Source organism: Erythrobacter sp. S227 (assembly GCF_057364925.1).
The window spans coordinates 404,816-417,033 of the sequence record NZ_CP200280.1 but is presented as its reverse complement, the minus strand read 5'-3'; the positions used below and the strand labels follow the sequence as shown (position 1 = coordinate 417,033).

Annotated in this window: 15 protein-coding genes; 9 read left to right on the top strand and 6 right to left on the bottom strand. The window is 59.3% G+C overall.

Annotation, left to right across the window (positions count from 1 at the left end; translation table 11 throughout):
• Nucleotides 1-17: 17 nt before the first annotated feature.
• Genes lepB through AC0V6Q_RS01885 form a run of 5 tightly spaced genes read left to right on the top strand, consistent with a single transcriptional unit; the run spans nucleotide 18 to nucleotide 3,578 of the window.
• Nucleotides 18-953 (top strand): signal peptidase I, encoded by a 936-nt coding sequence (lepB, locus tag AC0V6Q_RS01905; RefSeq protein ID WP_486166749.1) that lies wholly within the window; start codon nucleotides 18-20, stop codon nucleotides 951-953.
• A 27-nt stretch (nucleotides 954-980) separates the two neighbouring features.
• Nucleotides 981-2,144, top strand: coding sequence for a DUF3089 domain-containing protein (locus AC0V6Q_RS01900; RefSeq protein ID WP_486166748.1), 1,164 nt, complete (start codon nucleotides 981-983; stop codon nucleotides 2,142-2,144).
• Complete coding sequence (ruvX, locus tag AC0V6Q_RS01895; protein WP_486169222.1) at nucleotides 2,141-2,611, top strand: Holliday junction resolvase RuvX; 471 nt, start codon at nucleotides 2,141-2,143, stop codon at nucleotides 2,609-2,611. Before AC0V6Q_RS01900 ends, ruvX begins: the two co-directional genes overlap by 4 nt.
• 42 nt (nucleotides 2,612-2,653) lie before the next feature.
• The gene (locus tag AC0V6Q_RS01890; protein ID WP_486166747.1) at nucleotides 2,654-3,193 is read left to right on the top strand and encodes a PaaI family thioesterase; all 540 of its coding nucleotides are present in this window, start codon (nucleotides 2,654-2,656) and stop codon (nucleotides 3,191-3,193) included.
• Complete coding sequence (locus tag AC0V6Q_RS01885) at nucleotides 3,186-3,578, top strand: PaaI family thioesterase (protein WP_486166746.1); 393 nt, start codon at nucleotides 3,186-3,188, stop codon at nucleotides 3,576-3,578. The genes AC0V6Q_RS01890 and AC0V6Q_RS01885 overlap by 8 nt, the downstream gene beginning before the upstream one ends.
• A gap of 6 nt (nucleotides 3,579-3,584) precedes the next feature.
• Here the strand turns inward: AC0V6Q_RS01885 and AC0V6Q_RS01880 are convergent, their stop codons facing one another.
• The 4 genes from AC0V6Q_RS01880 to AC0V6Q_RS01865 form a co-directional block, all read right to left on the bottom strand.
• Nucleotides 3,585-5,732 (bottom strand): transglycosylase domain-containing protein, encoded by a 2,148-nt coding sequence (locus tag AC0V6Q_RS01880; RefSeq protein ID WP_486166745.1) that lies wholly within the window; start codon nucleotides 5,730-5,732, stop codon nucleotides 3,585-3,587.
• A 115-nt stretch (nucleotides 5,733-5,847) separates the two neighbouring features.
• A complete protein-coding gene (locus AC0V6Q_RS01875; protein ID WP_486166744.1) occupies nucleotides 5,848-7,032 on the bottom strand; it encodes a hypothetical protein in 1,185 nt (394 codons plus the stop codon).
• A gap of 52 nt (nucleotides 7,033-7,084) precedes the next feature.
• Nucleotides 7,085-8,071 (bottom strand): cobaltochelatase subunit CobS, encoded by a 987-nt coding sequence (gene cobS, locus AC0V6Q_RS01870; RefSeq protein WP_486166743.1) that lies wholly within the window; start codon nucleotides 8,069-8,071, stop codon nucleotides 7,085-7,087.
• Nucleotides 8,072-8,118: 47 nt separating this feature from the next.
• Entirely contained in the window at nucleotides 8,119-8,802 is a 684-nt protein-coding gene (locus AC0V6Q_RS01865; RefSeq protein ID WP_486166742.1) for a cupin domain-containing protein, read from the bottom strand.
• Between the two features lie 95 nt (nucleotides 8,803-8,897).
• Between AC0V6Q_RS01865 and AC0V6Q_RS01860 the strand changes: the two genes are divergently transcribed.
• Together AC0V6Q_RS01860 and AC0V6Q_RS01855 are read left to right on the top strand one after the other, a co-directional pair.
• Complete coding sequence (locus AC0V6Q_RS01860) at nucleotides 8,898-9,767, top strand: oxygenase MpaB family protein (RefSeq protein ID WP_486166741.1); 870 nt, start codon at nucleotides 8,898-8,900, stop codon at nucleotides 9,765-9,767.
• 32 nt (nucleotides 9,768-9,799) lie between these two features.
• Nucleotides 9,800-10,168 carry a DUF1428 domain-containing protein gene (locus AC0V6Q_RS01855; RefSeq protein ID WP_486166740.1) on the top strand — a complete coding sequence of 123 codons (369 nt, stop codon included), beginning with the start codon at nucleotides 9,800-9,802 and terminating at the stop codon, nucleotides 10,166-10,168.
• Here the strand turns inward: AC0V6Q_RS01855 and AC0V6Q_RS01850 are convergent.
• Both AC0V6Q_RS01850 and AC0V6Q_RS01845 read right to left on the bottom strand, forming a co-directional pair.
• Nucleotides 10,165-10,746, bottom strand: a complete 582-nt coding sequence (locus AC0V6Q_RS01850) for a DUF998 domain-containing protein (protein ID WP_486166739.1) — start codon at nucleotides 10,744-10,746, stop codon at nucleotides 10,165-10,167. The two genes, AC0V6Q_RS01855 and AC0V6Q_RS01850, sit on opposite strands and share 4 nt — an antisense overlap.
• A gap of 53 nt (nucleotides 10,747-10,799) precedes the next feature.
• On the bottom strand, nucleotides 10,800-11,393 hold the full coding sequence (locus tag AC0V6Q_RS01845) for a J domain-containing protein (RefSeq protein ID WP_486166738.1): 594 nt from the start codon (nucleotides 11,391-11,393) through the stop codon (nucleotides 10,800-10,802).
• A 75-nt stretch (nucleotides 11,394-11,468) separates the two neighbouring features.
• On the opposite strand from AC0V6Q_RS01845, the gene AC0V6Q_RS01840 reads away from it, so the two are divergent.
• Both AC0V6Q_RS01840 and AC0V6Q_RS01835 read left to right on the top strand, forming a co-directional pair.
• A complete protein-coding gene (locus AC0V6Q_RS01840; RefSeq protein ID WP_486166737.1) occupies nucleotides 11,469-11,756 on the top strand; it encodes a BolA family protein in 288 nt (95 codons plus the stop codon).
• 10 nt (nucleotides 11,757-11,766) lie between these two features.
• A complete protein-coding gene (locus AC0V6Q_RS01835; RefSeq protein ID WP_486166736.1) occupies nucleotides 11,767-12,216 on the top strand; it encodes an NUDIX hydrolase in 450 nt (149 codons plus the stop codon).
• Nucleotides 12,217-12,218: the final 2 nt, after the last annotated feature.

Genomic DNA, 12,218 nt, shown 5'->3' with positions numbered 1-12,218 from the left:
AGAAACGAACACAAACCTTGAACCAGACAAATACGCCGCCTCCCGTAACGGACCCGAACGAGCCGCACCCGCACGAAGAACTGCGCCAGCAGCTCAAGAAGGACGATGGTGAGGACGAAAAGATCAACTGGTTTGCGGAAATCCGCGGCCTTGCCCTGATGCTGTTCGCGGTGCTGATGTTCCACAGCCTTGTAGCAAAACCGTTCTATATTCCCTCCACCTCGATGATGCCGGGCCTGCATGTGGGCGACCGCCTTGTGGTGAGCAAATATCCTTACGGCTGGTCATGGGCCTCGGCGAGCTTCCACCTGCTGCCGCGCGGCGAATGGCGCGTCTTTGGCTCTACGCCGGAATATGGCGATGTGGTGATCCCGGTGCATCCGAAGCGCGACGAGGATTATATCAAACGTGTGGTTGGCCTTCCCGGCGATACGATTGAGGTCGTTGATGGCCGCCTTATTCTGAACGGCACGCCGGTCAAACGCGAGGTTGTACCCCCTGTGCGCATCCCGTTTGAGCCCGAGCTTTTGTGCAACGGATCGCCATGCCTATCGAGCTTTGACCCTTACCGTGTGCGCGAGGCCGACGGGTCGATCTTTTTCGAGCCGCCTACTTACCGCGAAACCCTGCCCAATGGCGCAAGCTATCTGATCATCGACCACCGCAATCAGCAGTCTGACAATTTCGGCCCTTATATTGTCCCTGAAAACAATGTTTTCGTCATGGGCGACAACCGCGATGAAAGCGCCGATAGCCGCGCTGCTGCTGAGATGAGTGGCCTTGGCGGCGGCATTCCGCTTGAAAATATCGGTGGCCGCGCCGAATTCATCACCTTCAGTCTTGATGGCTCTGCCACGTGGAACCCGTTTTCGTGGTTCTCTGCGATGCGCGGTGACCGGGCATGGACCACGCTGCGCCCTGCCCTTTCAGAAGACGAAACAGCGTCAGAATAATCGCCCCATAAAGAAGGCACCCCACGGATGGCCCGCAAGTTCCTGTACCTGATCGCGATTTTGATCGTTCTGGCGATTGCGGCGCTGTTTGTGCTTCGCATCTGGTCGAAGGAGCTTACCGCCTTTGCATTCGTGCCAAGCGTCGAGTTTGTCGAACAGGAACCACTCGAAGCAAACGCCTATCAGGACCCCGCCCTGTGGTATTCGCGCCCGGGTATCGGCATCAAGGACCCTGCGCGCTGGCAACCGGCATATGCTGGCGAACGCTCCGACCTGCCCACCCCGACAGATGATGGCGTGCCGGACTTCGCGGTCTTCTTCATCCACCCGACAAGCTATCTCAGCCGCGATAATTGGAACGCGCCGATTGGCGATGAGGAAGCGGAACGCGTGGCGCGCATCTACATCCGCGGCATGGCGAGCCCGTTTAACGGGGCGGATGAAATCTGGGCACCGCGTTACCGGCAAGCGACCATGGGCGCATTCCTGACCGACGCGCCCGAGGGCGAACAGGCATTGGACGCCGCCTATGCCGACGTTTTGGAAGCGTTCCGTTTCTTCCTTGATTCGGTCGATGATGAGATGCCGATTGTCCTTGCCGGGCACAGCCAGGGCTCACTTCACCTCCTGCGCCTGCTTCGCGAGGAAGTGCAGGAAAAGAACCTCGGTGACCGGATCGTTGCTTCCTACGCCGTCGGCTGGCCGATTTCGGTCGATCACGATTTGCCGGCCCTGGGCATTCCTGCCTGTGCATCGGGATCGCAAACGGGGTGCTTGCTGTCTTGGTCAAGCTATGCCGAGCCTGCCGACCCATCATCTGTGATCGAAACTTATGCGGCCTCTATCGGCTTTGACGGAAGCCCGCGCGGTGACAGCCAGATCCTTTGCACCAACCCGCTGCTTGGCACATTTGGCGGCACCGCCGAGGCGGCTGCGAATCTTGGCACTCTAGTGCCTGACGACACCATGGCCGATGGGGAGCTGGTACAAGGCTCTGTCCCGGCCAGATGCGATGAGCGCGGCCTTTTGATGATCGGTGACCCGCCGGAAATGGGCTCTTACGTCCTGCCGGGGAACAATTACCACGTGTATGACATCCCGCTGTTCTGGGCCAATACCAAAGCGGATGTTTCGCGCCGTGTCTCGGCCTTCGCGGGCGCTTCTTCGGGCGGCGTGGAAACCGGAAACTGATCACCGAATTCGCCCCTGATTTTGGCGCAGTGCTTCCCGATGGCGGCGTTCTTCTGGGGCTTGACCTCGGGACCAAGACTGTGGGCACGGCGACCTGTGATGCAGGTTGGCGTTTTGCCACCAACGGGACGGTGATTGTCCGGACCAAATGGGGCAAGGATCGCGCGAAACTCGACGCGATTATTCAAGAGCGCGAGGTTAAGGGCATCATCCTTGGCCTCCCGCGCAATATGGACGGGACCGAGGGACCACGTGCCCAATCCTCCCGCGCCTTTGCCCGCAATCTTGATGACGCTTTTGCGCTTCCCATCCTGTTGTGGGATGAACGCTGGTCCACGCAAGAGGCCGAGGCGGCAATGATCGGGCAGGATATGAGCCGCGCCAAACGCGCAAAAGCCATCGACGCGCATGCAGCGGCAGTCATCCTTCAGGGCGCAATCGACCGGTTGGCCGGAGGCACGCTTTAGGCGTTGTCATGCGCGCCTTCTCGCTCCAATGAAGTCCCCACGATGAGCAACGAACCGCCCTCCCCGATACAGACTTTCGACCCCGCACAAGTCAGCAAGATGTTCATGGCCCGCGCCCACCCGGGTTGGCTTGGCCTTGAATATGCAGACCATGGCGACAACTGGGTCGAGCTCAAGCTGCCTTGGAACGAGAAATTGCTGGGCGAACCGGATCGCCCCGTTCTGGCTTCGGGTCCGATTGTCAGCCTGCTTGACATGGCAAGCGGCATGTCGATCTGGTGCGCGCGGGGCAGCTTTATGCCGGTTGCGACGTTGGACCTGCGGGTTGATTATCAACGCCCTGCCAAGGAACGCAGCGCCGTTTGGGGCCGCGTGGAATGCTATCGCATCACAAAATCCGCCGCCTTTGTGCGCGGCATTGCCCATGATGGCGATCCCGAAGATACGGTTGCAACGATGGCGGGCGTTTTCATGACACTTAGCGCCGATCCCAAGGCAATCGGGCGGCAGGTGAAGGCGCAGGCCGAGGCCAAGGCGCAAGAAAAGGCGCAAGAAAGTAGGGGGGAGACCGGCAATGACTGACACCGTAACCCTTCCCGCATATGCTCAGGCTCTTGGGATTGCCTTGCATGAGATGGAGGATGGCCTGCCCGTCCTGACGGTCGATTTCAGTTCCGATGTCGAAGGGCGACCCGGCCATTACCACGGCGGCGCAATCGCAGGGTTGCTCGAGAACGCGGCCTATGCCGCCTTGCGCAGCGTCCTTGCCGCCGAAGGGCGCGAGGCCAAGCTTAAGCCTGTGAATATCACGGTGCAGTACCTTTCGGCGGGCAAGCCGCTCACCAGTTATGCCAAAGCGCGCATCACCCGCAAAGGGCGGCGCAATGCCAATATCAGCGTCGAGGCATGGCAGGCGGACCGCAGCAAGCCGATCGCCAGCGCGGTGATGAACATACTGATGGCGTAAAGCGCGCTAACGCTGGCCTGTCTCTTCCAGCTCAAACCCGTCCTCGGTCAGGCGAAGCTCTACCGGTACGCCGTCCTGCGAAAGGATGAGCCCGTCCTCTTCGAACCGCAGGGTAGTGCCATCTTCGCCAAGCGGGATTTCCTCGCCTTCCTCGATGTCGATATCGAAGGGTTCAACGGGCCCTTGCGGGTCGGGCGATGCTTTGGGCCCCGGCGCTGGCAGGTCCAGAGCGCCGCGCATAAAGTCTTTCCAGATACGCGCTGGCAATCCCCCGCCCGTCACGCCGCCAAGTGATGAATTGTCATCATTGCCAACCCACACACCGACAACCAAATCACCGGCATAGCCCACGAACAGCGCGTCGCGATTGTTCTGCGTCGTGCCGGTCTTGCCAAAGTTGGCGATCGGCAATTCAGCCGCCTCTCCGGTCCCGCGATTGATCGCAGCGCGCAGCATTTGCTCCATGTCGTCATGGGTGCGCTCGCTCGTGGAATCTTCCGATGAGAACAGCCATTCCCACCAGCTCTCTTCCTCTTGTGGGAAAGCGTGGGGACGCACCGGATATTCGTTGGCGGCAACCCCTGCATAGGCAGCGGTAAGTTCCAGCAAGGTCATGCTCGATGACCCCAAAGCAAGGCTCGGATCGCCTTTGGGAAGCGGCGACCGGACCCCCAAAGAACGCGCCGTGCGGATCACATTCTCGCTCCCCACTTCGTTGAACAGGCGCACTGCTGCGACATTGCTGGAGGTGGCAAAGGCGTCCTCCAGTGTGATTGTTTCAGAATACCGCTCACGCGAATTTTTGGGGCGATAGCTGCCCGTCTCGATCGGTTGGTTCGAGATGGTGTCGTCGGGGTCCCAACCTGCCTCAAGCGCGGCGAGATAGACGAACAGTTTGAAAGTAGAGCCCGGTTGCCTGCGCGCCTGTGTCACGCGGTTGAACGGGCTTTCGGCATAGGATTTCCCGCCCACCATGGCGACAACTTCGCCCGTGGGACGCATCGCGACAAGACCCACTTGGGCGTCGCCCAATCCGGCTCTTCCCACTACGCGGTTGGCCAATGCCTGAAGCTGCGCATCAAGCGTCGTTTCCACCACCTGTTTCTGATACCCGCGCTCCATCTCCTCGCGCGCCAGAGGAAGCGCCCAATCGGCAAAATAGGTCCCCGTGGGCAAGTCATTGCGGGTGCGCACGTCCAGCCTTGGTGCGGGCAGAGCATTGGCCTCAGCCTCGCTCATATATCCCACATCCACCATCGCCCCCACGACAAGGTCCATGCGGGTTTTGGCGCGGTCATAATGCTTGGTCGGGTTATAGCGCGAAGGTGCCTGCAAAAGCCCGGCGAGCATGGCTGCCTGCTCTGGCTTCAGATTCTCAGGCTTGCGGTAGAAATAATGCAGCGATGCCGCACGCAGCCCATATTGATTGTCGCCGAAATAGGCGTTGGACAGATAGCGCTCCAGAATCTCGTCCTTGGTCAACCACCCCTCGATCCAGAACGCGATCATCGCCTCTTGCGCCTTGCGCGTCAGGCTGCGTTCCGGTGTCAGCCATGTGAACTTTGCAAGCTGCTGCGTGATGGTGGAGCCCCCGCCCCGTCCGGTCCAAACCGCCCTTGCAATACCGCGCGGGTCCACGCCCCAGTGTGAGTAAAACCGCCGGTCTTCAATCGCTATAAAGGGCTGGATGACGTGATCCGGCAGCTCTGCAACCTTCACCGGCTCTGCGACCATCGCCCCGCTACGCGCTATCGGCGTCCCGTCACTGGCTAGCAGCGTCACTTGCGGCGCAGCGATAGGCTCCAGGCTTTTGGACAAAGGCGCGGTGATCGCAAGCCATGCAAACAGCGCGATAAAGAGCAGGATGAGAGCGGCAATGATGCGGACCGCCCACCACCTTTTGCGGCGGCTAAGCCAGAACGCGCGCTTCCAGAAAGGCCCCCGGTTCTCTGGCACAAGGGCTGCAGAACTATCAAGCTGCGACAGCCCGGCATCCCAGCGCGAGAAATCGGTCGAGCCTGCAGGGCGGTAACTTGAAGTACGCTCATCCGGATCAAGCGGGCGCTGCGAATCGTAGAGCGCGTAATATCCGCCCTCGCCGACACGGCTGTCATCACGCGCCGAGCGTTTCCAGAATCGTTCAAACAACGCCATACGCGAGGTGTGTTAGCAGGATAACACGGCGAGTGGCAAGACAGATAGCGCCAGACTGCCCTGACTGCCGTGGCTGCCCGGCGCGACTGTGCCCAGCGCATCGATCATTGGGAGATCAGTAGTACCGGATTGTCGTGGTCAACTTCGTCGGGATCGGAATAATCGCCGAGCTGTGAAACGCCCCCGGACCCCATTCGACCTCTGCCAAATTCTCTTTGCGGTCTGCAAAATGCACCTCGAAATCGACGCCAAGGATATTGGCTGTTGCGGTTTCGACATCGCGATGCCGGATCTGGGTGTAAGACGATGCCCGATAGTTTCCGCTCGTCATGGTTTGGAACGTCATCACCTTGCCCGACTGAATGATTGCGAGCGAGATATCGACGTATTTTTTGCTGACGCGTGTCATCCTAAAACTGACAAAATTGTCGTCTCCCGGAATGCGCTGTCCGTAACGCATTTCATAAGGGATGGGCGTAATATCAGCGGCTTTCTTCACCGGCGCCCCGGCAGCAAGCGCAACCGCCAGATCGAACATGCCATCGCTGTCGGTGTCTTGCAGGCACCACTGCGCGTCCTTCATGGTGTTCATGATCGAGCCAATTATATCGCTGCTGCCTTTTTGCAGGATGCGACTTCTGGTGCAAAACAGAGTAAATCGGTCATCCACACCCCTTCCCTCTTCCAAAACAACCTGGGGCATCACATCCCCGGCTTTGAGCACGACCGGATCGCCAATTCCCTCGATAGTCACGTCCCCTTGAAGGTAGGCGGACATCGACCAGTGAAGCGGGATTTTGACAAGCGCCTCGTTTTCCAGAACCCGTTTGCGCCCACCCTGGGTCAACCCGGGCAGGAACACGGCTGGCATTTGTCGCCATCTCAACTTTTTCTCGGTCCCGATAAGCTCGGTCACGGGAAGCTGGTTTTGGGGATAGGGGCCCTTCACATTGGTAGGCGGTGTGCGGTCCAACCGCGACAGGCTTAGCGGCGGAGGTGCTGGCGGAGCAGGTGGCGCAATTCGCAAAGCCGGAGGTGCTGGCGGCGCTGGCGGTGCTGACGTCGTTTGCACCATGGGCGGCGCAGGAGGCGGTATTTCAATCGCCACATTGTCATCCGATTGGCCCGCCTCAACAGGCGCGCTGACAATGTTTATTGGCGGAGGCGGTGCGGGCTCGTCCTGGGTGGCCTGAGCGGAAGGCTCTAATGCCTCTTCATCCGCTGGCGCACCCTCTTGTGCAGACGCAGGATATACCAGCGCAAGCGCAGCCACAGCGCAGAAACCGTTGCGATATCTCACTAAATTGCCCCTTCGACCCGAATGTGATCGAAAGCCATAATCGAAGGAATTGCTATTGCGCAACCGCGCTTTCAGGCAAATCCTCACCAAAAACGCGCTGGTAATATTCGCTGACCAATGTGCGTTCTGCCTCGTCGCATTTGTTGAGGAAGGACAGGCGGAAGGCAAAGCCGACCGAGTTGAAGATCGCCGCATTTTGCGCCCAGGTGATGACGGTGCGCGGGCTCATCACGGTTGAGATATCGCCGTTCATAAAGCCCTGGCGCGTAAGCTCGGCCACCTTGACCATATCCGCGATTATCGCAGGGTCAGCGTCCGGCGTTTTCGACAGGACAATCTGCTCTTCAACCTCTGGCGCGAGATAGTTCAGCGCCACGACCACGTTCCAGCGGTCCATTTGCGCCTGGTTGATCGCCTGCGTCCCGTGATAGAGCCCGCTGGTATCGCCAAGGCCGACCGTGTTGGTGGTCGCGAACAGGCGGAAATAGGGGTTTGGCGTAATCACGCGGTTTTGATCGAGCAGTGTCAGGCGACCATCAAATTCCAGGATCCGCTGGATCACGAACATCACATCGGGGCGGCCTGCGTCATATTCGTCAAAGGTCAATGCCACCGGATGTTGAAGCGCCCATGGCAGGATGCCTTCTTTGAATTCAGTGACCTGCAACCCGTCTTTGAGAACAATCGCATCGCGGCCGACAAGGTCGATCCGGCTGATATGCGCATCAAGGTTCACGCGGATGCTGGGCCAGTTAAGGCGCGCAGCGACCTGTTCGATGTGGGTCGATTTACCCGTGCCGTGGTACCCTTGCACCATCACGCGGCGATTGTGGGCAAAGCCTGCAAGGATCGCGAGCGTCGTGTCCGCGTCAAACACATAGGCGTCGTCCATTTCCGGCACATGCTCTGACGGCGTGCTGAAAGCGGGGACCTGCCAGTCGATATCAATGCCGAATGTCTCGCGGACATCGACAGTTGTGTCGGGCTCGGTCGGAATGGCGCTGGCGCCTGCGAATTCTTCTGAAGAGTGCGTGTTCATTTCGTGTCGTTCGTTAATCGTGTCCGCGCGCCGGGGCAAGGGTTGCTTTAGGCAACCTGTTCGGGAATCCGGATTTCCCGCAAATGTCCACGCTTGATCCAGAGGCGTGCGCCGTCCTTACCAGCGGTCATAGTGGCCGCTTCATCCGCCGGAATTCGCAGCCAGTCCTGTTCGCGATATGCAACACCGTCCAGCGTCAACGCCCCATCCAGAACGAGCACTTCCACCCCGCCCCTGTGAATGAGTGGCAGGCTTGTCCCTTCCTCCCAAACCTCGAGAGACACATGCTCATAATCGCGTGCGGCGAGCACGTGGCGGCGAACTGCGGGATTGTTTGGGTCTGGGGTCAAGGATGCGGTGCGCATATCGACCGCAATCTGCTCCTGATCATCGGGGTCAAATTGCCAGAGTTTGACGAAGATCGTGCAGCCGGGATCAGAACGCGGAATGTGGTGAGTGCCCACAGGGTTGCGGATATATGTGCCCGCCGGATAGTCGCCGTGCTCGTCCTGAAAAACGCCTTCGAGAACGATAAACTCCTCGCCTCCCGAATGCGTGTGTTCGGGAAAGGCGCTTCCCTCGGCATAGCGGACAATGGATGTGGCACGCGCCACTTCGCCGCCCACACGGTCCAGCATGCGACGATCAACGCCTGCCATGGGTGACGGCACCCAATCGAGCCTGTCAGTGTGGCCAAGCGCGCGCGCTTCAAAGTCTGCGTTGATTTCCATGACACACGATATGGGCCGCAAACGCTGCAAATGAAGGCCAAAATGAAGGTCAGCGCTTCTCAAAATATCCGATCTGTGAGACTATCTGGTCTAACATGCCCTCCCCGCTCTCCTCTCCTGTCGAAGCCCTGCGCCTCAAACTGGTCGATCAGGTGCGCGCCACCTTCAACGACCAGTCGCGCGGGCAAAAGCCTGTGCCGCCGTCGGATGAGGCTCTGTTTGAAAAAGACACGCCGATCCGCCTCGTCCATGCCGACCTTGTGGGGATGATGACCGGAGGCGTGCGGGCGCTGCTCTTACAGATGCTCCACCCCCATGCGCTTCAGGGGGTTCTCGACCATTCCAACTTTCGCGAGGACATGCACGGGCGATTGCAGCGCACAGCTCGGTTTATTGCGGTCACCACCTTTGGCCACCGCGACGAGGCGATGAAGGCAATCGAGCGGGTAAACCGCATCCACGCAAAAGTGGGCGGGACCCTGCCCGATGGGACAACTTATGAGGCGACCAATCCGCGCACGCTTGCCTGGGTTCACGTGACGGAGGCGCAAAGCTTCCTCGCCGGATATCTACGCCATGTCAGGCCCGATATGCCGGGCCACGAGCAAGACGAGTATTACCGTCAGTTTGCCGTCATTGCGCGTGCGCTTGGCGCCGATCCCGTACCCACTACCCGGCGCGAGGCAGAGGCGCTGTTCCGCGACATGCGCAGTGATCTTCGCCCGTCCGCCGAAGCACGCGAAATCGCGCAATTGGTGCTGAGCCAGCGGCCAAAGGGCACTCCAGTTGCCCTGCAATCCGTCATCGGCGCAGAATCGGTTGCCATGTTGCCGCCATTTGCGCGCTCTATGCTCAATTTACAGCGTCCGGTGCTAACCGCTCTTCCGGCAAGAGCGGCGACATGGGGCGTCGGCAAAACGCTGCGCTGGGCGTTCAAGCAGAACGGGAACCAGCACAAGAACTGACAGACACTCGAATCCTTGGGAGGGGAGAGAATATGTACGTTTGCATCGCCGCATTGTCGGTCAAAGAGGAAAACCGCGAAGCCTATGAAAAGGCCGCCGCATTCATGGCCGACTGGTCGATGAAATACGGCGCATTGGAAGTGATGGAAGCATGGGAATCCCATGTGCCCGAAGGCAAGAAAACCGACCTTCGCAAAGCTGTTGCCGCGCCGGAAGGCGAGAAGACTGTGATGGGCTGGGTCATCTGGCCCGACAAGGAAACCCTGACGCGCGCACAGGAAGCGATGGGCAAAGGCGAAGGCTTTGAAGGATACCCCGAAGGCGACCCGCCGTTTGACGGCTCGCGCCTGATCTTCGGCGAGTTTGAGCCTGTGCTAACGAGGGGGCGCAGACAAGCCTAAGCTTTTGCGAATAGATCGTCTTTCTTAAGGGCCTGATAGGCGAACACCAGCGGCCACAAGAAATTGATCGATCCGAAAATGCGCTGGGTAAGGCCGGTGTATCCTTCAGGGTCCAGTCCCACGAGGATCAGCCACAGGTATAAAACGCCCATCAGGCTGCAAAAAACGGTGAACCCGATCATGCGTTTTTGCAGCGCCTCTCGCTCGCATTCGAGCAGCGTTAGAGCTGGCCCGAGAATATTGATGATACCAATCGCGTAAAGGCCGTGCATCGGGCTACCCATCGGCCAGATGCCGTTGGCGATCATCGAAATGCCAAAGATAATCCAGCACAAGGCGCCGCCCGATATGATCCGCCCGCTTGCGCCCCACGTGCCCACACCAAATGCAATCAAGGCAGCGCCAGAGATTATCGCAGCACTATTGGTTATCCAAAAGCTCCACCCCTCTCCAAGGGTCATGACGCTAGCGTGCGATTCAATCGCACTGTAACCGGGCGTCATAAACCCTGCGACAGTCACAAAGATCAGCCAGACGGGGAGCGGCAGAAAGCCTGCTGAGATGAGCGGTCTAGTCAAAATAGGGGGTGCTCCGCGGCTGAATGACCACAAAATCATGGCCCTCGCCGCAGTTAAGCAATCGCCTTGCACTTTCGCAACAACTGATAGGCATCGACCACCTTGCCAAGCCGCGCCTCATAGCTGCGGTCACCGCCATTCCTGTCGGGATGATAGCGCCGCACAAGCTCGGAATACCGCCGCCTGAGGCGTTGCTTATTGGTGTCAGAGCCAAGGCCCATCGTCTCGAGCGCTTCTGCCTCATCCTTCGAAAACTGCCCTGACATTTGCATCTGCGCCTCGCGCGCCGCGCGGCTTTTGATGCCATTGGCGCGCGCCGAAATCGCGTCCAGCGGATCGTCGAAGTCGTTCCAGCGCGGCATGCCATCGACTGCGGCTCTCGGGCTGAATGCGGGGCTTTCCGTGCGCCATCCCGCGACCGGGCTTTGCGCGTTGAGCATTTCTTCCGCGGTCATCCCCTCGAACCAGTCATAGCCGTCATTGAATTCGCGCACATGCTCAAGGCAGAACCAGCGATATTCGCCCGGCCCGTCAAATCCGCTTGGCCGGTAACCCGGGGCGCGAAATTCGCCCGCCTCGCGGCAAGTGGGATGTTCGCACACCCTGCCCTCGCCTTCAAAGCGGCCGTGAAATCGTGAATTTGCCATAAAGTGCTTGAGAATGGCGATTGATACGCCAAATTCCAAGGCATCAAATCACCCAAATCAAAGGTTATGACGAAAATGAGCGGAACTGTTGCCCGGGAAATCGAAGCTCTGCTCGTAGAGGCCTTTGCCCCGACGAACCTCCAAATCATCAATGACAGCGCGAGCCACGCAGGCCATTCGGGCGATGACGGGTCGGGCGAATCCCACTTCACCGTGGTGATCGAAGCGCCCGCCTTTGCCGATATGAGCCGCCTTGCAAGGCAACGCGCAGTGATCGCGGCGCTTGGCGATATCGTGGGTGATCGGGTGCACGCCGTCGCGATCAAGGCCAGCGCACCCGAGACCGGTGCCCCTGCCAACTAGGCAAAATCTTGTGAACGAGTTTGGCAACACCAAACGTATCCGGCGCGCGGCGCGGATCATCGTACTCGACCCGCAGGCCCGCGTGCTGCTGTTCCGGTTTGATGTGTCAGACCGCCCGCCCTTCTGGGTAACGGCGGGTGGTGAGTGCGAGCCGGAGGAAAGCTTCGACGAGGCCGCAAGGCGCGAGCTTTTCGAAGAAACCGGCATCCAGGCCGATCCTGGCCCGCAAATCGCGCGCACTACGCCTGAATTCATCACCGTCGAAGGCGAGCCCATTCAGGCCGATGAGCGATATTATATGCTGCGCGTCAATCACGCTTCAATCAGCACGAGCGGCCACACCGAACTTGAACAACGGGTGATGACGCAGCACCGCTGGTTCACTTTCACCGAGCTTAGCCAGTGGCACGAGGCAATCTTCCCTGAAAATCTCGGCCAGATTATTGCGGGCGCAGCATAGGC